This window comes from uncultured Rothia sp. (genome assembly GCF_963507905.1).
Classification (GTDB): domain Bacteria; phylum Actinomycetota; class Actinomycetes; order Actinomycetales; family Micrococcaceae; genus Rothia.
In genome coordinates this window covers 57,352-79,637 of record NZ_CAUOUU010000005.1, presented here as the reverse complement: position 1 = coordinate 79,637, position 22,286 = coordinate 57,352, and the positions used below count along the sequence as shown (strand labels likewise).

Annotated in this window: 21 protein-coding genes; 19 read left to right on the top strand and 2 right to left on the bottom strand. The window is 58.8% G+C overall.

Annotated elements, in window-relative coordinates; all coding sequences use genetic code 11:
* Positions 1 to 161: 161 nt before the first annotated feature.
* The 11 genes from RQ593_RS04805 (at position 162) to RQ593_RS04755 (ending at position 9,609) form a co-directional block, all read left to right on the top strand.
* On the top strand, positions 162 to 1,466 hold the full coding sequence (locus RQ593_RS04805; protein ID WP_311449947.1) for a glycosyltransferase family 4 protein: 1,305 nt from the start codon (positions 162 to 164) through the stop codon (positions 1,464 to 1,466).
* On the top strand, positions 1,466 to 2,038 hold the full coding sequence (locus tag RQ593_RS04800) for a hypothetical protein (RefSeq protein WP_060823640.1): 573 nt from the start codon (positions 1,466 to 1,468) through the stop codon (positions 2,036 to 2,038). Before RQ593_RS04805 ends, RQ593_RS04800 begins: the two co-directional genes overlap by 1 nt.
* A gap of 28 nt (positions 2,039 to 2,066) precedes the next feature.
* A complete protein-coding gene (locus RQ593_RS04795) occupies positions 2,067 to 2,327 on the top strand; it encodes a hypothetical protein (protein WP_311449946.1) in 261 nt (86 codons plus the stop codon).
* A gap of 112 nt (positions 2,328 to 2,439) precedes the next feature.
* Complete coding sequence (atpB, locus tag RQ593_RS04790) at positions 2,440 to 3,231, top strand: F0F1 ATP synthase subunit A (RefSeq protein ID WP_005507804.1); 792 nt, start codon at positions 2,440 to 2,442, stop codon at positions 3,229 to 3,231.
* A gap of 143 nt (positions 3,232 to 3,374) precedes the next feature.
* Entirely contained in the window at positions 3,375 to 3,578 is a 204-nt protein-coding gene (gene atpE / locus RQ593_RS04785) for an ATP synthase F0 subunit C (protein WP_005506461.1), read from the top strand.
* Between the two features lie 51 nt (positions 3,579 to 3,629).
* Positions 3,630 to 4,187, top strand: a complete 558-nt coding sequence (locus tag RQ593_RS04780; RefSeq protein ID WP_049326923.1) for a F0F1 ATP synthase subunit B — start codon at positions 3,630 to 3,632, stop codon at positions 4,185 to 4,187.
* The gene (locus RQ593_RS04775) at positions 4,187 to 4,999 is read left to right on the top strand and encodes a F0F1 ATP synthase subunit delta (protein ID WP_311449945.1); all 813 of its coding nucleotides are present in this window, start codon (positions 4,187 to 4,189) and stop codon (positions 4,997 to 4,999) included. Before RQ593_RS04780 ends, RQ593_RS04775 begins: the two co-directional genes overlap by 1 nt.
* Before the next feature lie 187 nt (positions 5,000 to 5,186).
* Entirely contained in the window at positions 5,187 to 6,812 is a 1,626-nt protein-coding gene (gene atpA / locus RQ593_RS04770) for a F0F1 ATP synthase subunit alpha (RefSeq protein WP_060823639.1), read from the top strand.
* Between the two features lie 75 nt (positions 6,813 to 6,887).
* A complete protein-coding gene (locus RQ593_RS04765) occupies positions 6,888 to 7,829 on the top strand; it encodes a F0F1 ATP synthase subunit gamma (RefSeq protein WP_005506457.1) in 942 nt (313 codons plus the stop codon).
* Between the two features lie 56 nt (positions 7,830 to 7,885).
* The gene (gene atpD / locus RQ593_RS04760; RefSeq protein ID WP_005507810.1) at positions 7,886 to 9,349 is read left to right on the top strand and encodes a F0F1 ATP synthase subunit beta; all 1,464 of its coding nucleotides are present in this window, start codon (positions 7,886 to 7,888) and stop codon (positions 9,347 to 9,349) included.
* 2 nt (positions 9,350 to 9,351) lie between these two features.
* Entirely contained in the window at positions 9,352 to 9,609 is a 258-nt protein-coding gene (locus RQ593_RS04755) for a F0F1 ATP synthase subunit epsilon (protein WP_070830509.1), read from the top strand.
* A 243-nt stretch (positions 9,610 to 9,852) separates the two neighbouring features.
* Here RQ593_RS04755 and nucS read toward each other — a convergent pair whose 3' ends face one another.
* Entirely contained in the window at positions 9,853 to 10,566 is a 714-nt protein-coding gene (nucS, locus tag RQ593_RS04750; RefSeq protein ID WP_311449944.1) for an endonuclease NucS, read from the bottom strand.
* 174 nt (positions 10,567 to 10,740) lie between these two features.
* Between nucS and RQ593_RS04745 the strand changes: the two genes are divergently transcribed.
* Together RQ593_RS04745 and RQ593_RS04740 are read left to right on the top strand one after the other, a co-directional pair.
* Positions 10,741 to 11,067: an ATP/GTP-binding protein gene (locus tag RQ593_RS04745; RefSeq protein ID WP_080562540.1), complete on the top strand. Its 327-nt coding sequence runs from the start codon at positions 10,741 to 10,743 to the stop codon at positions 11,065 to 11,067.
* Between the two features lie 87 nt (positions 11,068 to 11,154).
* Entirely contained in the window at positions 11,155 to 11,973 is an 819-nt protein-coding gene (locus RQ593_RS04740; RefSeq protein WP_311449943.1) for an alpha/beta fold hydrolase, read from the top strand.
* Between the two features lie 123 nt (positions 11,974 to 12,096).
* On the opposite strand, the gene RQ593_RS04735 is transcribed toward RQ593_RS04740, so the two are convergent.
* On the bottom strand, positions 12,097 to 13,383 hold the full coding sequence (locus RQ593_RS04735; RefSeq protein ID WP_311449942.1) for an AI-2E family transporter: 1,287 nt from the start codon (positions 13,381 to 13,383) through the stop codon (positions 12,097 to 12,099).
* 294 nt (positions 13,384 to 13,677) lie between these two features.
* Here RQ593_RS04735 and RQ593_RS04730 point away from each other — a divergent pair, with 294 nt between their 5' ends.
* The 6 genes from RQ593_RS04730 to RQ593_RS04705 all read left to right on the top strand — a co-directional run bounded on the left by RQ593_RS04730 (position 13,678) and on the right by RQ593_RS04705 (position 22,219).
* Entirely contained in the window at positions 13,678 to 14,676 is a 999-nt protein-coding gene (locus RQ593_RS04730; RefSeq protein ID WP_311449941.1) for a tetratricopeptide repeat protein, read from the top strand.
* A gap of 293 nt (positions 14,677 to 14,969) precedes the next feature.
* The gene (locus tag RQ593_RS04725) at positions 14,970 to 15,968 is read left to right on the top strand and encodes an ABC transporter ATP-binding protein (protein WP_311449940.1); all 999 of its coding nucleotides are present in this window, start codon (positions 14,970 to 14,972) and stop codon (positions 15,966 to 15,968) included.
* Positions 15,944 to 17,620, top strand: coding sequence for a transporter (locus RQ593_RS04720; protein WP_311449939.1), 1,677 nt, complete (start codon positions 15,944 to 15,946; stop codon positions 17,618 to 17,620). The genes RQ593_RS04725 and RQ593_RS04720 overlap by 25 nt, the downstream gene beginning before the upstream one ends.
* A 295-nt stretch (positions 17,621 to 17,915) precedes the next feature.
* The gene (locus RQ593_RS04715; protein ID WP_005506434.1) at positions 17,916 to 18,215 is read left to right on the top strand and encodes a DUF3039 domain-containing protein; all 300 of its coding nucleotides are present in this window, start codon (positions 17,916 to 17,918) and stop codon (positions 18,213 to 18,215) included.
* A 264-nt stretch (positions 18,216 to 18,479) separates the two neighbouring features.
* A complete protein-coding gene (locus RQ593_RS04710) occupies positions 18,480 to 20,267 on the top strand; it encodes a DEAD/DEAH box helicase (protein ID WP_311449938.1) in 1,788 nt (595 codons plus the stop codon).
* 596 nt (positions 20,268 to 20,863) lie between these two features.
* Positions 20,864 to 22,219 carry a hypothetical protein gene (locus tag RQ593_RS04705; RefSeq protein WP_294626317.1) on the top strand — a complete coding sequence of 452 codons (1,356 nt, stop codon included), beginning with the start codon at positions 20,864 to 20,866 and terminating at the stop codon, positions 22,217 to 22,219.
* Positions 22,220 to 22,286 lie beyond the last annotated feature (67 nt).

Genomic DNA, 22,286 nt, shown 5'->3' with positions numbered 1-22,286 from the left:
GAATATGCGGAGCGTATGGAGAGATTCTGTAACGTTTAGCCCCGGGCTTCAGAAGAGTTCTATAGAATACGAAGTAAACACACACTACACACATATCGTCCCTTAGCCGCGATTCTGGAGTTTGGTTCCAGCTTCGACGGTGCCAATGCCTTGGAGCTGGTATGACCTCCTTTTCTGAGCTGTTGAGTATTTTTGCTCTTGCTTTTGTTTTGGGTGCCCTTTTGCCGTTTGCGGTGCGCCCGATTTTGCACCGCAACAATATGGTGGATGTTCCTAATGAGCGTTCTTCGCATACTGCTCCGACCTACCGCGGTATGGGTTTGGCGACTGCTGCGGCGACTTTGCTGGCGTTTGTAGTGGCTACTTTGTTTGGCTGGACGTACCGTTCTTCTGAGTCTTTGCAGCTGGCGGTGACGATTGCCGCGGCGATTTTGTGCGCTCTTGCCCTGGGCTGGCTGGAGGATATTCGCGGCGTGAGCATTGTGCGTCGTGCGGGCCTGCAGTTGGTCATTGGTCTTTTGGTGAGCGTAAGCTTTGCGACGGTGCAGGGTACGAACATTCTGCTGCTGGTTTTGGGTGCGATTTTTATTGCTGGATACATTAATGTGGCGAACTTTATGGACGGCATTAACGGCATTTCTGGTGCTCACGGTCTGGTGGCTGGTTTGGCGTATGCGCTGACCGGCTGGATGGTGAACCTGCCGTGGCTGGCGTTGGCCGGTGTGGCTGTTGCTGGTGCTTTTGCGGCGTTCCTGCCGTGGAATGTGCGCCCCGGTAAGAACGTGTTTTTGGGCGATGCGGGTTCTTATGTTTTGGGTGCGGCGCTGGGCACGATGGCTGTGGGTGCGTGGTTTGCGGATGTTCCGTTCCTGCTGTCTTTTGCTCCGCTGGTGACCTACCTTGCGGATGCTGGTACGACTCTGTTCCGTCGTTTTATGGCGGGGGAGCAGTGGTATAAGCCGCACCGTACTCACACGTATCAGCGTCTGACGGATGTTGGTTTCAGCCACCTTGGTTCGACCGCCGTAGTGACGGGTACGACCATTTTGGTGTGGGTGCTGTTGGCGTTTGCCTCTGACCTGTACACTGCGGGATCTGTGGTGGCGACCGTGGGTGTTGTGCTGGTGGCTCTTGCCGTGTTGGTCGTGTATCTGCGTATGCCGCAGCTCTTTGGCGGCGAGGCTCCTACTTCTGCGATTGATTTGTCGAAGCGTTTTGCCTCGGCTCCTAAGACGACAGCTCCTGAGGCGAAGAAGACTGCTTCGGAGCCTGCTACCGGTTCGTTGACTTCTGCAACCGGTGTTCCGGCGACTCCTGAGAATGTGGAGCCGACCTCGCTGCATCCGGAGCCGATTATGCCGGATTCCGTGAAAGACCGTGCAGACGGCTCTTCTACTGCTCGCTCCTCTGCTGCTCATTCCTCTATTCAGCCGTCTTCTCATCGAAACCGTGGGGAGAAACACTAATGACTTCTGAACACTCTAAACCTTCGGCTGAGGTTCCTGCTGAGCCTCTCTGGAGGCGCGTGGTGGACGTTCTGTGGTATCCGCCGGCGGAACGTAGGCGGCAGCAGAAACGCCGCCGAGAGCGCGCTCAAGCAGGTTTGAAGGCCTCTTCTTTCGAGAGCCAGGAGCTTTCCTGGAAATTTTTGTTCTACAGGGTATCGGCTTACTCTCTGCTGGCTTGGTTGGGCGGTATGATGAGTGCGTACCTGTTTGCGGGCCCTGTGGGCGCGCTAGGAATAACATTGGGCTTTCTGATAATCTATATATGCTTCACTCTGGGCGTATTAGTTATGTTGGTTGCTCCCATTTTCGACTGGGGTGTACCCAAATCGCTGGTGGTGAGCTACCTCGTGAAGATTGCCCTACTCGGTCTGGTATTGATGTTCGTGCCATTCCCCGAGAATCTGAGGCACGGTTGGACTCTCGCGGGCGCATGTACCGGCGTGATTCTGTGGATTGTTATTGAAACAGTCAGCATCGCACGACTGAGAATTCTATACTTCGACACCGATCTAGAAGACCATGGTCGGTAACGCGATCGGTGTTTGAAAGGAAATACGTTTGGCCGAAGAGAAGAAATGGTGGGACGGAGATAAAAAGCTCCGCACTACCGGAGAATTGGTGTCTGACGGAGGTCTCTCCGGCGCAGTCATGTCGATTCTCTATCTGATCATCGGTATAGCAGTGTGGGGCGGCATCGGTTACCTCGGTGACCTGGTCTTCTCCACCACCTGGCTGGTGTGGGTTGGCGTCTTGATTGGCGCTGTCGGAGGTTTGACCCTCGTCTTTACCCACATGACCAGGCAGAATAAAGACCGCTAGGTCATTGAACGCGGACCGTTAGGTCACACATTCATCCATGTAGTTAGCATGTCAGTCGCTTAGAGGCAGACATGGGCTCTTGATAGCCACTAGTAGCAAGAAAGGACTTGCTTTGATCGAGAACGGGTTGATCCTCGCGGAAGCCTATGTGCCGCCGACCCCCGAAGACATGCATCTGCCCCCCTTCTTCACCATTGGTGATTTCGCTTTCGGTAAGCAGAACGTACTGATTCTGCTGTCCGTGGTGATTATTGCGGTCTTCTTCCTCACCGCAGCACGTAAGCGCGCCATGGTTCCCGGCAAGACTCAGTTCATCGCTGAGTCTGGCTACATGTTTGCTCGTAACTCCCTCGGCAAGGAAACCCTGGGCGTGCAGCACTACAAGCCTTTCGTGCCGATTCTGTTCGCCTCCTTCTTCTTCGTTCTGGTGAACAACCTCTTCGGTTCGATTCCGTTTGTTCAGCTGCCCTCCTTCTCCCACCCCGGTAGCGCCTACGCACTGGCTGGCGTCGCGTACCTGACCTGGGTTGGCGTTGGTATCAAGCGCAAGGGCCTGGGCGGCTTCTTCAAGGACATCACCATGCCTTCGGGTCTGCCGGTGTGGATTTACCCCATCCTGATCCCGATCGAGTTCTTCTCGAACCTGCTGATTCGTCCCGCAACTCACGCGCTGCGTCTCTTCGCGACCATGTTCGGTGGTCACCTGGCGCTGATGGTTGCATCCAGCATGGTGACCTACATGGTTGAGACTCTGGGCGGCATCGGCTACCTGGCCGCTATTGCTCCCGGTGCTCTGGGCATGTTCCTGTACTTCCTGGAATTCATGATTCAGTGCATCCAGGCTTATGTGTTCGCTCTGCTGCTGGCAGTGTACCTGCAGGGCTCGGTTTCCGAGGGACACTAAACTCTCTAGTTTTTTAGGTTTTCGCGTTCGTCATTGGGCGTGAATAAAGCAACCCACACGTTCACTGTGCGGGCTATTAACTCAAATCAAACTCTGTTCGGTCCGGGTATGTTCCCGGTCGAACACTGTTGAAAGGAAAAATAATGGTTGGTTCCATCACTGCGGTTGGCTACGGTCTGGCAGCTATTGGCGGCGGCATCGGCGTGGGTCTGATCTTCGCGGCATACATGACCAGCGTTGCTCGTCAGCCCGAGTCCCAGAAGACCCTGCAGCCCATGCTGTTCCTGGGCTTCGCACTGGTCGAGGCACTGGCAATTCTGGGCCTGGTTCTCGTCTTCATCAAGTAACCGGCTCTGCCACATCCTAAACGACCCATCCCATAGAACAGGATTCCCTCCATGATTTATCTGGCAAGCGAAGGGGGAGCGGAGGCAACTTCGAACCCCCTGATTCCCGACGTCGGGGAAATTGTCATTACCCTCATCGGATTCCTGATCCTCTACTACATCGTTGCTAAGTACGTTGTCCCGGCGTTCGAGAAGATCTACCAGGACCGTAAGGAAGCAATCGAAGGTGGCCTTGCCAAGGCCGAGAAGGCACAGGCAGAGGCTGCAGCGGCTCGCGATGAGTACACCCAGCAGCTCGAAAGCGCTCGACTGGAGGCTCAGAAGATTCGTGAAGAGGCACGCGCAGAGGGCGAGGCAATCATTGCCGATGCTCGCGAGCGTGCAACCGCTGAGGCTCAGCGCATTAGCGATAATGCAGCAAAGGCTATCGAGGCAGAGCGTGCGGCAGCAGCAGTGTCCCTCCGTTCCGAGGTTGGCACTCTTGCTACGACCCTTGCCGGCAAGATTGTGGGCGAAGCCCTCAACGATGATGAGCGATCGGCCCGTGTGGTAGATCGTTTTCTTGCTGACCTTGAAACCGAGAAGCAGAACGCAGGTGCGGCTCGGTAATGGCAGGAGTATCTACTGAATCACTGAGCAAGGTGGAAGAGGTGCTGGAAGCTCACGCTTCCCTGCAGCCCCTGAACCTGGCGAGCGAGCTTTTCGCTGTGGTTGATGTTCTCGACCACAACGGCACCCTGCGCCGTGCTGTCACCGATTCTTCGCGTGATGCAGCAGCACGTCAGGGTATCGCTAACACCGTCTTCGGCGGCAAGATCTCTTCTCAGGCTATGGCTGTGTTCACCAGTGCGGTGGCTCAGCGCTGGTCTGATGATGCTGATCTGGCGAATGCCCTGGAGCGTGCAGCAGTGCTCGCCGTGACCGCATCGGCTCAGTCTCGCGGTGGCGTGGACGCCCTGGACGAGGTACTCAACGAACTACTCACCTTTGTGCGTACCGTTGATTCCAACGCTCAGGCGCAGGAAGCGCTGTCCGACCATCAGGCAAGCAAAGAAGCAAAGAAGAAGCTCGCCGTGGCGCTCGGTGGCCCCGCCACCACCGCCGAAGGTGTGCTTCTGCTCGAACGAGTTGGCTCCAACCCCCGCGGCCGTCACGCTGCACGGGTAGCCGATGAGTTCGCAGAAATCATCGTCACGCGACAGAACCGTTACATTGCGCGAGTAACTAGCGCGATTGCGCTGTCGCAGGCACAGCTTGAACGTCTCGGTCGCGCGCTCAACGCCGTGTACGGCCGTGAGCTGAAGCTCGACGTTTCGGTGGACCCCGCCGTTCTGGGCGGTCTGCGTGTTCAGGTGGGCGACGAGGTGATCGACGGTACCGTCGAGACCCGCATGTCCGACCTGGCTCGTTCCATCGGCTAGCGGCTCAAGCTAGCGACGCTGAACCGTTCGTCGCAACGGTGATTTAGAAGATACCTCGGGTAGCGGGTGCGTGGCAGATGCCTCCTTCGCAGAAGCAGTGGCATTGCCCGCCCGTTCAACCCGAATTGCAAGTTTCGGTTGGTTCCGTTGACGGAACGCAACCACAATGAGAGAGCAGGGACACAAGATGGCCGAACTGACCATCAATGCCGAAGATGTCCGTAATGCGCTGAACGAGTTTGCAGCGTCTTACGAACCCGGCAATGCAGAACGTGTTGAGGTGGGTCGAGTTGTATCGGCCTCCGACGGTATCGCTCGTGTCGAGGGTCTTCCCTCGGTTATGGCGAATGAGCTGCTTCGTTTCGAAGACGGCACCCTCGGCCTCGCACAGAACCTGGATACCCGCAATATTGGTGTGATCGTCCTGGGTGACTTCACCGGTATTGAAGAGGGCCAGGTCGTACACCGCACCGGTGAGGTCCTCTCGGTGCCCGTTGGCGACGCGTACCTCGGTCGCGTTGTTGACCCCCTCGGTAACCCGATCGATGACCTGGGCCCCATTGAGGCTGAAGGTCGCCGCGCACTGGAGCTGCAGGCTCCCGGCGTGACCCAGCGTAAGTCGGTCCACGAGCCGCTGCAGACCGGTCTGAAGGCAATCGACTCGATGATTCCGATTGGTCGCGGTCAGCGTCAGCTGATTATTGGTGACCGCCAGACCGGTAAGACCGCTATTGCGATCGACACCATTCTGAACCAGAAGGACAACTGGGCTTCGGGTGACCCCAACAAGCAGGTTCGATGCATCTACGTGGCTGTTGGCCAGAAGGCATCCACCATTGCAGCTGTCCGCCACACCCTTGAGACTCGCGGCGCGCTGGAGTACACCACCATCGTGGCATCTCCCGCATCCGACGCAGCAGGCTTCAAGTACCTGGCACCCTACACCGGTTCGGCTATCGGCCAGCACTGGATGTACGGTGGCAAGCACGTCCTCATCATCTTCGACGACCTGTCGAAGCAGGCAGAAGCATACCGCGCTGTGTCCCTGCTGCTGCGCCGCCCGCCGGGACGTGAAGCATACCCCGGTGACGTCTTCTACCTGCACTCCCGCCTGCTGGAGCGTTGCGCTAAGCTCTCCGACGACCTGGGCGCAGGCTCGATGACCGGCTTCCCGATCATTGAGACCAAGGCAAACGACGTTTCCGCCTTCATTCCGACCAACGTCATCTCCATTACTGACGGCCAGATCTTCCTGCAGTCCGACCTGTTCAACGCTAACCAGCGTCCGGCAGTCGACGTCGGTATCTCCGTCTCCCGTGTTGGTGGTGCCGCACAGACCAAGGCTATGAAGAAGGTCTCCGGTACCCTGAAGCTGGAGCTGGCACAGTACCGTGCTATGGAAGCGTTCGCAATGTTCGCATCCGACCTGGACGACGCAACCAAGGCACAGCTGACCCGCGGTTCTCGCCTGACCGAGCTGTTGCGTCAGCCGCAGTACACCCCGTACGCAGTTGAAGAGCAGGTTGTCTCCATTTGGGCTGGTACCTCCGGTCACCTCGACGACATTGAGGTTTCCGACGTGCTGCGCTTCGAGGAAGGCTTCATCGAGTACCTGCGTCACAAGACCTCGGTACTGACCGATATCGCTTCCTCCGGCAAGCTTGAGGATGACACCGTTGCCGCGCTGAAGACCGCAGTTGCTGACTTCAAGCAGGGTTTCAAGTCTGAGGGCAGCAGCCACCTCGTCGACGCAGGTCACGAGGAGCACAAGGCAGCTCGCGATAGCGACATCACTCAGGAAACCATCGGTTAGCGATTAGTCCTCGCCTTCTCCCCGCCTCAGCTATGAGGCTGGGGCGGGGCAGAAAGCAAGGAGAAAGGAAGCTCTATGGGAGCCCAGATTAGGGTTTACCGACAGAAGATTGCTTCGACGTCGTCTATGAAGAAGATCTTCAAGGCGATGGAGATGATCGCGACCTCCCGCATTAACAAGGCTCGTAACGCTGCTCAGGCAGCCGGCCCCTACGCGAACGCTCTGACCCGCGTGGTGACTGCGGTTGCGACTCAGCATGGCATCAAGCACCCGCTGATTCACAAGCCGCACGAGTTCGGAACCTACGAACACCGCCGCTCCGCAATCCTGGTTGTCACCAGCGACCGCGGCCTGGCAGGTTCGTACTCCTCCGCTATCCTGCGTCGTACCGAATCTCTGATTGAGAGGCTGCGCTCTAACGGCCAGGAGGTACAGCTGTACCTGGTTGGCCGTAAGGCAAAGGCTTACTTCGAGTTCCGTGAGCGCCCCTACGCCCGTGCGTGGGAAGGCCACACCGATGCACCTCGCGTTGAAACCGCCGTCGAGATCCGTGACGCGTTGCTCGAAGCCTACGATCTGCCCTTCGAAGAGGGCGGCGTGGACGAACTGCACATCGTGTACACCGAGTTCAAGTCGATGGTTGTTCAGGAACCCAAGATCCTGCGCCTGCTGCCCATCCACGTGGGTGACGCAAAGGCTATGGGCGAGGAAATCGTTCCCGACCAGGAACTGACCAAGGCCGAGTACGAGCAGGCGGCATCCTTCGAGTTCGAGCCCTCCGCTGAGGAAGTGCTCAACGAACTGCTGCCGCGCTACGTTGCATCCCGTATCTTCTCCTGCCTCCTGCAGGCAGCGGCAAGTGAGCTGGCATCCCGTCAGCGCGCAATGAAGACCGCAGGTGACAACGCTGAGACGCTGATTACCAAGTACACCCGTTTGATGAATAACGCACGTCAGGCGGAAATTACTCAGGAGCTCTCCGAAATCGTGGGCGGCGCAGACGCCCTCGGCTCCTAGTATTGGTACGCCAACGAAGCCATCAACTGTCCAAACTTTCTAAGTAAGTGAGAAATATGACTGCCACCTACAACGAATCGGTCTCCGCACCGACTCAGGGCGCAACGGGTCGTATTGCCCGCGTCATCGGCCCCGTGGTCGACGTCGAGTTCCCCGCCGGTCAGGTCCCCGAGATTTACAACGCTCTGACCACCGAGCTGACCCTCGACGGCCGCACCCGCACCATCACCTTCGAGACCGCACAGCACCTGGGCGACTCGATCGTTCGCGCTATCTCCCTGCAGCAGACTGACGGCCTGGTCCGCGGTCAGGCTGTAGTCGACACCGGCGCACCGATCTCCGTCCCCGTTGGTGACGGCGTGAAGGGCCACATCTTCAACGTTCTCGGTGACGCACTCGACGTGCCGAACTCCGAGATCAAGGCTGACACCTACTGGCCGATCCACCGTGCCGCTCCCGGCTTCGCAGAGCTGGAAGGCTCCACCGAAATGCTGGAGACCGGTATTAAGTCCATCGACCTTCTGACCCCCTACATCAAGGGCGGTAAGATCGGTCTGTTCGGTGGTGCAGGCGTGGGTAAGACCGTGCTGATCCAGGAAATGATTACCCGTGTGGCTCGTAACTTCGGTGGTACCTCCGTGTTCACCGGTGTGGGCGAGCGTACCCGTGAGGGTAACGACCTGTGGGTCGAAATGGAAGAAGCAGGCGTTCTGAAGGACACCGCTCTTGTGTTCGGCCAGATGGATGAGCCCCCGGGAACCCGTCTGCGCGTGGCACTGACCGGTCTGACCATGGCGGAGTACTTCCGCGATGTTCAGAACCAGGACGTGCTGCTGTTCATCGACAACATCTTCCGTTTCACTCAGGCAGGTTCTGAGGTTTCCACCCTGCTGGGCCGCATGCCCTCCGCAGTGGGTTACCAGCCGAACCTGGCGGACGAAATGGGTCTGCTGCAGGAGCGTATTACCTCCACCCGCGGTCACTCCATCACCTCCATGCAGGCAATTTACGTGCCTGCGGATGACTACACCGACCCGGCGCCGGCAACCACCTTCGCGCACCTGGATGCGACCACCGAGCTCTCTCGTGAAATCGCATCGCGCGGTCTGTACCCGGCAATTGACCCGCTGTCCTCCACCTCCCGAATTCTGGACGCACAGTACATCGGTCAGGAGCACTACGACACCGCAATTCGCGTGAAGGCTATTCTGCAGGAAAACAAGGAACTGCAGGACATCATCGCGATTCTGGGTGTGGACGAGCTCTCCGAGGAGCAGAAGATCGTCGTGGCACGTGCACGTCGTATCGAGCAGTTCCTCTCCCAGAACACCTACACTGCAAAGCAGTTCACCGGTGTCGAGGGTTCGACCGTTCCGCTGAAGGACACCATCGAGTCCTTCCAGATGATCTGCAACGGCGATGTGGACCACATCCCCGAGCAGGCGTTCTACAACATTGGTGGTATGGACGACGTTATGCGCCGCTACGAGGAAATCAAGGCACAGACTGGAGCTAAGTAATCATGGCTCTGAAAGTTGAAGTTGTTTCCCGCGAACGCGTCGTGTGGACTGGTGAAGCGAAGTACGTTCGTGCACGCTCCGTCAGCGGTGACCTCGGCATCCTGCCGGGCATGATCCCCACCTGCACGCTGCTGGCACAGGACGGCGAGCTGCTCATTGAACCTGTTGAGGGTGAGACCATTAAGACCATCCTCAACGCAGGTTTCTTGACCGTCTCGAACGATCACGTGACCATCGCCGCAAAGCACGCACAGATCTAAAGCCGGTTCCCCACAAGGGGAATTAGCCACTGTGTACACCTCGCCGGTGTTCTTCCCTGAAAGGGGAGGGGCACCGGCGTTTGGTGTATCTGGGGCGGTGTACCTGGGGTAGCTCGTGTGCGCAGAAAGATTGTGTGCAGAGACCGACAGCGAGCATAGAATAAGGGGCGCCTCCCAAGTTGTGGGAGGCGCCCCTCAAGCTATGTGTTGCCGCCTAGCTAGAGCCGGTTTATCTAGAGTCGTTTAGAACAGGCGGTCAGCCGAGTCGTCCACGCCGCGCATCGCGTCGTAGTCCAGGCTCACGCAGCGGATGCCGCGGTCCTCTGCCAGGGTACGAGCCTGCGGCTTAATCGTCTGCGCCGCAAACACGCCGCGCACCGGTGCCAGCAGCGGGTCACGGTTGAGCAGCTCCAGATAACGGGTCAGCTGCTCCACGCCGTCGATATCGCCCACACGTTTGAGCTCGACCGCCACGGAGACGCCGTGCGCGTCCTTCGCCATGAGGTCGACCGGACCGATAGCGGTCGGGTACTCACGGCGCACCAGTGAATAGCCCTCGCCGAGAGTGTGAATCTGCTCGGCGAGCAGGCGCTGCAGGTCAGCCTCCACACCGTCCTTAATGAGGCCGGGGTCAATACCCAGGTCGGTGGCGTGCTCGTGCTCAATCTTGTAGATGCGAATCATGAGGCGGTCGTCGCTCTTCGCCGCCTGAACGGTCCACAGCTGCTGAACATCGGATTCCAGGTCCTCACGGATGCTCTGCGGAACGTCCTCACGATTAGCCACCAGCAGGGAGCAGGGAGGGCTCATCCAGTTCAGAGGCTTGTAGGAACCGCCGTCGGAGTGAATGAGGACGGAACCGTCATTCTTGACCATCAGCAGGCGGGTAGCGCGGGGCAGGTGGGCGCGGAGGCGGCCCTCATAATCTACGGAGCATTCAGCAATGACAATACGCATCCGTCCACTCTAGCAGGTACAAGTGTTAGGCTCTAGCAGGTGAGGGTATGAGCTAGGGAACCAGCGCAGGATGTAAAGCGGGGGAGAAGCGGCGTGAGAACTCAGAGAGCGCAGAGCGAACAGTGACAGGGCTGGTAGGTAGAGAAGGTTACGGGGCGCGGTAGAATAGGGCTCATGGCACGTAAGAATCATCCCGGCAGGCGAGCATCCGGCACCACCAGCGATAAGTGGCACCGTCAAGCACCCGCAGGGCGTGATATCAGCAGGATCCTGGACCCTGCGCCCCGACTGGAACGTGACCGATACGGCGACTGGCTGGTGCAATACATTCCCGCCGTCAACGCCCAAAAAACCTACACCTGCCCCGAATGCTACCGCCCGATTCCGCCCAGAACCGCGCACCTGGTGGTGTGGCAGGAGAGCCACACGATGGGCCGTAGCCGCGCGATTGATGAGCGCAGGCACTGGCATCAGCACTGCTGGCGCACCCGCCGCAAATAGGCTAAACACTGCACTTTAGGTGCAGCCAAAGACCAAAGACCAAAGACCCTAGTCCACATTCTCGAATCCAATTCTTGAAGGAACGCAATGAGCAACACCGCCGATATTACCCGCGAGCAGGAATTCGACCCCGCCCGCTACGTTTTCAGCACCGCTGCTGAGCCCACCCCCATTAAGGCACGCACCGTTCTGCCGGCACGCCGCGAGAACTTCACCGTCACTACCGCGGACGGCAAGCGCCTCGTTGGTGAACTCGCCCTACCCGAAGGCGAAGTCAAGGCAACCCTGGTGACCTTCCACCCGCTGCCCACCCACGGTGGCTACATGGACTCGCACGTGTACAAGAAGGCGTCCTTCCGTCTGCCGGCGCTGTCGAACATTGCGGTACTGCGTTTTAACACCCGCGGTACCTCCTCGATTCGTGGCACCAGCGAAGGCGTCTTTGACGGCGGCTTTGCCGAGAAGAAGGACTTCGACGCAATCCTGAAGTTCGTGCGCGTGCGCGCCCTGCCGAACCCCTGGCTGGTCGGCTGGTCCTTCGGTACCGAGCTGGTACTCAAGTACGCGCCCGAATACGCGAACGAGTTCACCGGCGCTATTCTGCTCTCCCCGCCGCTGCACCGCGTACACCCGGCTGAGCTGGACGAGTGGAACAAGATCTCGAACCCGCTGTATGCGCTGGTGCCCGAGCACGACGACTATCTGCAGCCTCCGGCGGCGCGTGAGCGTTTTGCGGCGGTACCGCGTACCCAGGTTCTTCCCTTTGAGGGTTGTAAGCACCTGTGGGTGGGCGAGAAGTCCGTGCAGCAGGTCCTGAACACTATTGTCAGCATCGTGACCGGTGTGCCCACCGAACTGCCCACCGAGTACAACGGTCCGGTGGCAGAAGAAATTACTGAGCTCTAAAGGCTCGGCACATAAGCATAAAGGCGGCGGCTTTGGATAGAATATCCAAAGCCGCCGCCTTCGTATCTAAGCTCGATGCCTGCCCTAGGGGAGAGCAACGAGCGCGTAGAGAAATCTAGAGTATTACAGCTGGTCCTGGCGAGGAATGAACACCTCACGCACCAGAATCAGCATGGAAGCTGCCACAGGAATAGCAATCAGAGCACCCAGCACGCCCCAGAGAGCGCCACCGGCAGCCACCGAAATAATCGCAACACCGGCAGGAACCGACACCGCACGAGCCATAATACGCGGAGAAATCAGGTACGCCTCCACCTGCAAGTACAGGAAGTACGCCACCGCAAACCACAGCGCCATACTCCAGCCCTGAGTCAGCAGAATCAGCGAGGTCAAGATCAGCGCAATCACGCCACCAACCAGCGGAATGAACGCCAGAATCATGACCACCAAAGCCATCAACTGCGGGAAGCTGAAGCCCAGAAACAGCATAATAAAGAACGCCACAAAAGCATTCAGAACAGCAACCAGAGCCTGACCCATCACGTAGTTACCCACCGACTCAGTAATCTTGTCGGTAATGTACTTGACGCGCACACGCTTAGAAGCCGGCGCCAGACGAACACCCCACGCTTTGATGGTGTCCATCGAAGTGAGGAAGTACAGGGACAGGAACAAGACAATAATTACGCCGGTCACGCTCTGCGCCAGAGTAGAACCCGCAGAAACCAGGCTCGACATGAAGCTATTGACCTGCGAAGAGGAGAACGTCGACTCCAAGAACTTCGGGACGTTCTCATTCACCCAGCTGCTAATGCTAAAGCGCTGATCAAGCTCGTGGTACCAATCAGAATCGATCGTGTTCTGATAGATACCCGGCGCGTACTGAACAAACTTAGAAGCCTGCTCGCTAATAATCGGGCCAATGGTCATGACCAGACCGGTCACGGCGCCAGCAAAACCAGCAAGCACAGCAATCACACCGATACCGCGCTTAATGCCCCACGACTCCAGACGGCGCACAATCGGGTCCAGACCCAGAGCAATGAAAATAGCACCGGTCACCCAACCCACCAGAGCGCCCACATTATTGAAAATGTAGTAGGCGAAAAGCGCCAAACCCACGCCAACGGTCATGAGGAAGCCGAACGCAACCGGGTTGTGCATCATGGAGGTCTTGCCGTTGCCGACAACCTTCGGCGCCGGGGGAGCATCCTCAGAAGCGGCGGGAACCACCGGAATAGTATCCGTAGGAGGCATGGACGCACGGCGGCGGTTAGAACGCACCTGACTGATGCTTTCGGTCAGCTCACTGAAGGTCTCCGTAATCTGGTCGGTGAGGGATTCCTTCTTACGCGGCTCGTCAGACGATGACGTCTCTTCGGGAGCTGCTGAGGATTTCTTCTCGCTCATGCTCTTCCTTTCCGGATCATTCCGGGTATTTTTTCTCTACTGTGCCATTCTACCGGCTGGTTTACTTTGTTACGGCGTCCACGGTGAATCCCAAGGACAGGGGAGCGCATGTGGGAGAGATATTAGCGGGGCGGATCGGGCAATAGCCCAAACGCTATCCCCGGCATGAGCTCAGAGCGTAGGCGACAGAGAACGCGCGCTCGCAACGGTGCGTTGTGGGGATAATAGAGGAAGGAACGCGTGAAGGATCTAGCCCGCACGCAACAATAGATACAGAACGTAAAGGAGCCCAGGATGAGCATTATTTTTGATCCGGCAGACCGCGGCGCATCCCAGAACGCGGCACAGGGTAACGTTGCCCAGGGTGGTGCAGCGCAGGAGATTCCCGCCTCCGTACGCAACGCCATGGAACTGAACCCCAACGCCGGGGCACAGAACACTGGGTCACAGGGCAATGCCCAGACCGGTGAGCAGACCCCCTCCGCTCCCACCTGGCGCTACGAGGTCAACACCCCCGAAGAGTTCCAGAAGTTCGTGCAGCTCTCCAGCCAGGGTGCCGTAATTTTTGCGCTCTACGCGCCGCACTCGCCCTCCTCCCTGCAGATGCTCGAAGGCGTGCAGAAGCTCGTTGACTCCGCCGCAGGCACCATGATTTGCGCCGCCGTGGACGTCACCAAGCTCCCCGAAGCTGCCCAGGCATTCGGCGTGAGCGGCGTGCCCGCGGGCGTTGCCGTTCTGGCGGGCCGCCCGGCACCGATTTACACCGGCCCGGTCAGCGCAGAAGACCTCGGCGATGTGCTCTCCCAGGTTCTGCAGCTCGCGGCACAGTACCAGCTGCCCGGCGGCTTCGACCCGGTCGTTCCCGACGACGAAAAGCCCCTGCCGCCCCTGCACGCAGAAGCTGTCGCCGCCCTCGACCGCGGCGACCTGGAGGGCGCCCGCGCCGCATACCGCAAGGCAATCACCGAGAACCCCGGCGATAAGGAAGCGAAGCTCGGCCTGGAACAGGTTGAACTGCTCGCCCGCGTGAAGGACCTGGACCTGGCAACCGAACGCGCGGCGGCCGCGGCAGACCCCCTGAACATTGATGCCGCCTTCAACGTAGCCGACCTGGACCTGGTGGGCGGTCACGTGGAGGATGCCTACAACCGTCTGCTGCGCCTGTTCAGCGCGGTCGGCCCCGACGATAAGGCACGCGTGCGCGAGCGCCTCGTGCAGCTCTTCGATGTGGTGGGTGCATCTGACCCGCGCACCGTGAAGGCACGTGCGGCGCTGACCATGGCGCTGTTCTAAAAACAGCTCGCGAAGAGAGCTGAGCCGGTCTAGCCGGCTGAAACTTTGAATACGGACGGGCTATCGTCTACCCCCACACTCGGGCTGTGGGGTAGGCGGTAGCCCGTTCTGCGTTCGCGGGTTTGAAGTGGTTTTGAGATGGGGGAGAGCCAGCGATTCAACCTGTCTGATAGTGCGGTTTGATGGCATCTATAGCACCCCGGAATGTCCATATTATGCATTGTGAGTACTTAATAATGCAGGTTTCATCACCAAACCTGCTAGACCTCATGGGGGGGTGGTAGGGTAAAAATATGAACACTAGTCACTTTTCCCAGGACCCGAATCCGCAAGAACCAGGTTCACCGCAGAACCCGGTACAAGAGACCGCAGTAGAGGCAGCACCCGCCGCGGCAGTACCTCAAGCTATAGTCCCCGAATCTGCAGCGCCGGAAGCTGTAAACCCTGAGCTTGCAGCTCCGGAAGCTGTAGTTCCCGCATCGGTAGCACCTCAGCTACCCGTCACCCCGCAGACCGCACCGGCGGCAGGCGCTCGACCCGCCATCGAAATTCGCGGCCTCACCAAGGCATTCGGCCAGAAGGTCGCCGTCGACCGCATCAACCTGGATATCCCCTCCGGATCCTTCTACGGGCTGGTCGGCCGCAACGGTGCCGGTAAAACCACCACCATCTCCATGGTCACCGGCATGCTCATGCCCAGCGAAGGCACCGCATACGTGCGAGGCATCGACATGTGGGCCGACCCGCTCAAGGCCAAAGCACACCTGGGTGTGCTGCCCGACGGCGTGCACCTCTTCGACAAGCTCACCGGCGAGCAGCTCATCACCTACTCCGGCTACCTGCACGGAATCGATAAGGAAACTGTCGCATCCCGCGTCAAGGACCTGCTCACCGCAATGGACCTGACCGACGCTGCGGGCCGTGCCGTTGCCGACTACTCCGCCGGTATGACCAAGAAGATTGCGCTCGCCGCCGCGCTCGTCCACGCACCCTCCGTGCTGATTCTGGACGAGCCCTTCGAGGCAGTCGACCCGGTTTCTGCCGCTAATATTCAGGACATTCTGCGCGGCTTCGTTGCCTCCGGCGGAACTGTCATTATCTCCTCGCACGTGATGGACCTCGTTCAGCGCCTGTGCGACCACGTAGCCGTCATGGACTCCGGCCGTATTCTCGCCGCCGGAACGGTCGATGAAGTACGCGCCGGCATGAGCCTTGAAGAACGATTCGTGCAGCTGGTCGGCGGCCGCACCTCCTCGGAAGGATTGTCATGGTTGGGCACCTCGTCTCACTAAAGTGGCAGTATGTGCTCGCTTCCTTCCGCCGCAGCATCTGGGCACTGATCGGCCTGATTTTTGCGGCGCTCTACGCGGGCGGTATGCTCTTCGGCCTCGGCTCCGCATACTTTATCGCTAACTCGGAGGTACCCGAATACGGTCAGCTCGGAACCCTCCTGGTAGGCGCGGTTATTGCGCTCGCCTGGGCTATTGTCCCCATTTTCTTTAGCGGACTGGACGGCACCCTGGACGAGAGCCGATTCGTGCTCTTCCCCATCAAGCCCTCCACCCTGCAGAAGGGCCAGTTCCTCGGCGGGTTCGTGGGTATCCCCGGCATTGCCAGCATCATTGCCGTGCTGCTGGGTGCGATCGCGTTTATATCGCAACCGCTCGCGCTGGTCGTGTACCTCATCTGCTGCGTGCTCGGCCTTGCGAACCTCATGGTGTGGGCTCGTCTCACCAACCGCCTGGGCATGGCGCTGAATGATAACCCGCGCATCGCCAACACCCTGATGATCGTTGCCATGCTACTGATGATGAGCGCCGGCTTTATCTTCGGTGGAACGATAACCTACCTGACCAAGCACTGGGAAGAGGTGCTGCCCTACCTGCCGTGGCTCAGCGTGACACCCTTCGGGTCGGCATTTGCGGTGCCCTACTTTATGGCGACCGGCAATATGGGTACCGCCCTTGGTTGCCTGGCTCTGACCCTCGTCTACCTGGCTGGCGGATGGTGGCTGTGGGGTAAGAACCTGGCACGCTCCATGGCGAATGTGGGCGGTAGCGCGCACCACGCCAGCGCTGCCGAAGTCGCCGCAGGTGATTTGGGTCTGTTGGCACGGTTCCCCGCAACCCCGCGTGGCGCCGTGGCGGCACGAACCCTGCACTCATTTCTGAAAGACAACCGTCTGCAGCTGCTGACCGCAAGCACCGCCATGCTTTACCTGATACTGACGGTGGCTATGCCCCTGTTCCTGAGCTCTGTAGGCTCCTTCGAAAGTCGGGCCAGTTTTAACGGCGTCAACGCGGCTGAAGCTAACCAGATCATCAATAGCGGCGTGATGCAGCTCTTCGGATTCTGGATGTACTTCTGCACCGTCTTCACCGGCTACTACATGTGCTATCTCGTCTCCTACGACAACACCGCATTCAGCCTGCACGTGCTCTCCCCGCTACGCGGTATTGACGATCGTCTCGGCCGTCTTTGGGGTTACAGCATCCTGATGGTTCCGATCGTGGTGGTGATGGTGTTCGTCGCCTCAGCGGCAAATGGACACCTGGAGCTTTTCCCCATCGTGCTGATGCACCAGCTGGGCGTGCTCGCCGCAGCGGCTGGTATGGGCAGCGTGATGGACACCTTCATTAGCCCGCCCGTGGCGCCTCCGGGTGCTAACCCGTTCAAGAACCCGAAGAACAATGAGGGCTTCGCTAATCAGTTGCTGCTCATGCTCACCGTAATTCTGGTGATGCTCAGCGCGCTACCCGGCGGTATCTCGGTTGTTGTGTACATTTTCGTGACCCAAGATCTACTAACCCTCGTCTTCGGTGGCTTGATTCAGCTCCTGATTGGTGCCGCACTGCTCGTGGGTGGCGTGGCGTGGGGCGGTCACCGCTACGACAAGGTCAGCTCCAAGATGCTGGAGCGCGTGGCACGCTTCCAGGCGAACTAACAAGAGTCGAAGCTCCAGCACATCAGGAATAAAAGAGAAGGGTTCCGTGTTAGGTACTAAGCCTGGCGCGGAACCCCTTTTCTGTGCCGCACGAATTTCTAGCCCCGAACTTCTAGCGGAAAGAAGCTCACCGCAATACCTAAGAGTCTATGGTTGAGCTGTGGCATGCCTCCATATTGACCGCCCGGGGGCTCGGCACCTCCCAACTGCTACTAAAATAGAGAAGGCGCCGATCACCCAACCGTGCAGCGGCGCCCCTCACCCTATGTATCCCACCTCATCATCAAGGAGAAACATGAGCTCGATCGAAGGCATCGAAGACCCCTTTGGCCCCGGAACCGCAGGCGGCACCGCCCTGCTCGAACGTGAAGAAACCCAGCTTTCTGAGCCCGGCGACCACGAGCGCTTCTCCCACTACGTACGCAAGGAAAAGATCCTCGAATCGGCGCTGACCGGTGAACCCGTACGCGCCCTCTGCGGCAAAATGTGGGTACCCGGCCGCGACCCGCAGAAGTTCCCCGTCTGCCCCCAGTGCAAGGAAATCTACGAAGGCCTCGCACCCGGCAACGACGGCGACAACGGCTCCGGCGAATAATACGCGCCAGACGGCACGCCCCAGACAACACAACCTGGGCGATACGCCTGAATAAATACGAATAAATAACACGCAGCAGCAACAAGACTCAACGGCCCAACACCGCTCATGAGACTTTGCTGACGAGCACCAAATTCTTGCACCACAGCCCGGCCCAACCCGCGGATGTGGTGCTAGAATTTAACCTCGCTGTGCCCGGCGGGCATCAGCCGTCCCGAGCCTAACCCGCCGCAACAGCAGATGCAGACGAGGAAGAAGGAGAGAATGAGCGTACCCGCAGAGGAACCCACACTATTCGACAGTATGGTGAAGCCGAAGCTCTCCCCGGCATACCCCGACCGCGCCCCCTGGGGTACTTCCGTCAGCCTGCGCGCCTGGCAGGCAGAAGCCATGCAGAAGTACTTCGAAACCAACCCCCGCGACTTCATGGCAGTCGCAACCCCCGGCGCGGGTAAAACCACTTTCGCGCTGACCCTCGCCAAGGAACTATTCAACCGCGGCACGGTCCGCCAGCTCATCGTTGTGGCGCCGACCGACCACCTGAAAAAGCAGTGGGCAGACGCCGCCGCGAAGGTCGGTATTCCCATTGACCCGAACTTCAAGAACGCGGATGTGACCATCAGCCGCCACTACAAGGGTGTGGCGCTGACCTACGCGCAGGTGGCGAATAAGCCGCAGCTACACGCCCGCAACACCGAGGAAACGAAAACCCTCGTGATTTTTGACGAGATTCACCACGCTGGTGATTCGCTGTCCTGGGGTGACGGTCTGCGTGAAGCGTTCGACGATGCGACCCGCCGCGTGGCGCTCACCGGTACCCCGTTCCGTTCGGACACCTCCCCGATTCCGTTCGTCACCTACGAAGTCGATAATGACGGTATCCGCCGCTCCAAGGCGGACTACTCCTACGGTTACGGCCCCGCGCTGAAGGACCACGTGGTGCGCCCGGTCATCTTCATGGCGTACTCGGGCCAGATGCGTTGGCGCACCTCCGCGGGTGAGGAGATGGCGGCAAACCTCGGCGAGGGCTTCACGAAGGACATCACCTCCCAGGCGTGGCGAACCGCCCTGGACCCTAACGGCGAGTGGATTCCGACCGTGCTCGCCGCCGCCGATAAGCGCCTGACCGAGGTGCGCCGCACCGTACCCGACGCTGGCGCGCTCGTCATCGCAACCGACCACGCGGACGCCAAAGCCTACGCCGAACAGCTGCAAAAAATCACCAGCGAATACCCCGCCGTGATCCTCTCAGACGACCGCGAAGCCTCCGCGAAAATCGACGAGTTCCGCGAGGGCATGCAGCGCTGGATGGTTGCGGTGCGCATGGTGTCCGAAGGCGTGGACGTGCCCCGCCTCGCCGTGGGTGTGTACGCCACCAGCACCAGCACTCCGCTATTCTTCGCCCAGGCAATTGGCCGTTTCGTGCGTGCTCGCAAGCGCGGCGAAACCGCATCCGTGTTCCTGCCCTCGGTGCCGCAGCTGATGATGCTGGCCAACGATATGGAGGTCGAGCGCGACCACGCCCTCGACCGCGGCGCACCCCAGGAAATCGACCCCATGGTTGAGGGCCTGGACGACCACCTGCTCGAGGAAGCAAACCGCGAGGAGCGCGCCTCCGAGCAGTTGGCACGCGGCAAGTTCGAGGCGCTCGGCTCCGAGGCGTCCTTCCACGGTGTGCTGTTCGACGGCGCCGAGTTTGCCTCCGGCAACCTTGCCGTGGGTAGTGAGGAGGAGCAGGACTTCCTGGGTATTCCGGGCCTGCTGGATGCCGAACAGGTCGGTACGCTGTTGCGAGCGCATCAGCGTGAGCATGCGGCACGCCGCCCGGCGACTGCGGCACCTTCGGTGGTGGATCACCGCCAGTTGAAGGAGTTGCGCAATAAGTTGGCGAAGAATGTGGCGGCGTGGTCGATTCGTTCGGGTCAGCCGCACGGCGTGATTCATAATGAGCTACGTAAGATTTGTGGCGGCCCGGCGGTCGCGCAGGCTTCTGCAGAGCAGATTCAGGCGCGTCTCGATAAGCTGTCGGACTGGTTCGTGGGTCGACGCTAGAACGTGAATAGAACGTAGAGAGAAGTCCCGCGAGTGTGTATGCGCTCGCGGGGCTTCCTGTGTTTGTGGGGCTACTGTGGCTCTTTGAGTGATTTTTACCTGAAGGTTTTTTCAGGTGCTTAAAAGCACATGCGCGGAAAAATAAGGTGACTAGATAGTGGGAATAGGTGGTTCTTAAAAAACTTAATGTTGGTTTTTGCCCCCTAATTTGAGAAAAACATCGCCTGAAGGTTGTTTAAAGGAGATGTGTCAGAGGGATTTAGGGGAGAAATGTGTGTGAATAAAAGTTCAAGTATTGGTTGAATAACGCAGGTCAAAGTGGGTTTATGGAAGATTGTGTGCGTTTTTCGCTTGAAAATTTAATACGGGGGGGGGTATGCTTTCTCCAAGTGTTGGGTTTCCCTGTGCTTTTGAAGCTGACCTTTGCGTTTTGATCTTCTGGCTGTGTAGGGGCTGACGCTTGTATAGAAACATCATGCATTCACTCTCTTCTGCACGCTATGTTCACTTTTGTGCGTGCGTCTGCCCTGCGTGGATTTATCGGCCGCGTTCTTGGTGGGAGTGAATGCCCAAGATATCACTCTCGAAGGACATACATGTCTACTAATATTTCTCGCCGCAAGGTTGTTGCTGGCGCAGCATGGGCTGCTCCGGTTGTTGCGGCTTCCGCTGTTGTTCCCGCTTTCGCATCTTCCACCGAGTGTGAAGATAAGAAGACTCCGGCATACTCCATCGAAGGTACCTCCACAGGTGCTAAGACTGTCCAGAAGTTCAAGGTTCCCGCTAACGTTGACAAGATTAACTTCGTCGCTATCGGTGGCCCCGGTGGTACTCAGTACCCCGCAGTCCCCGGTGGTGCTTCGGCACAGATTTCCGGCACTATTGCTGTGAAGGAAGGCCAGCTCGTTGAGATCGTGGCAGCAGCTGGTGGTGTCGGTAACTTCCCGCTGGACCCGTCTGAGGGTGGCGAGGGCTACGGTAACGGTGGTTCCTCTAAGGGCACCGACGCAATTCCTGCGAGCGTTGTCTCCAAGGTTGACGCAGTGTGGCCCAAGGACTCTCAGCTGAAGCGTCGCCTCTTCTCCTCCTCGGGTGGCGGCTCCTCTGCTGTTCTTATTGACGGTGTTCCCGTTGCTGTTGCCGGTGGTGGCGGTGGCGTTGGTGTTATTAACGCTGGTGGCTCCAACAACGAGCGTTACGTTTACAGTGGTGCAATTGACGCTGGTTGGTGGAAGTCTAACGGTAACCGTGCCGAGTACCCCTACATGGCTTCTAAGGCAGGTAGCGCATCCGGTCTGACCGGTGGTGCTGGTGAGCAGGGTTACGGTTACTACACTGAGGACCACAGCCAGCAGATTGCTGTTGAAGCTGGTAAGGGTGGCGCAGGTGGTATCGGCGGTACCGGTGGTACCAAGACCGCCCTGCCCACTGGCAAGTCCCCCAACGGTGTTATTGGCTTTAGCAACACCAACAACCAGGAACTCTACGCTTCTTCCAACTCCGGTAACGCAGGTGGCGACGGCTTCGCTGGCGCCGGTGCAGACGGCGTGCCTTCCTACTCCTACGAGGTCGATAACAACGACCGCACCAAGAAGGAAGAGGGCGTTCTTAATGGCAAGCCTTGGGGTCTTGAGTACGACTCTGCTGGCCACAACTTCAACGGTTACCAGTCTGTATACTCCGCTGGTGGTGGCGCAGGCTACGGTGGCGGTGGCTCCGGTGCTTCTACCTCCGCTGCTGCAATCATTCTGACCCAGAAGTGGAACAACAACCCCAACGGTATCCGCCAGAACGTTGGCTTCGGCCAGCTTGGTGGCGGCGGTGGCGCAGGTGGTTCCTACCTGGCACCCGACGTTACTAACGTTGAGGTTGGTCTTTACAAGAAGGTCACCACTGAGCGTGGCAAGCGTACCAACGGCTCCGTGGTCGTCAGCTTCTGCGAGCGCTCCTAATAGCGTGCTTATCCGAGTCTCCCTCTTGGGTTGCTCGGTGGGTTAGACACTAACCCTTCTGGTTCTC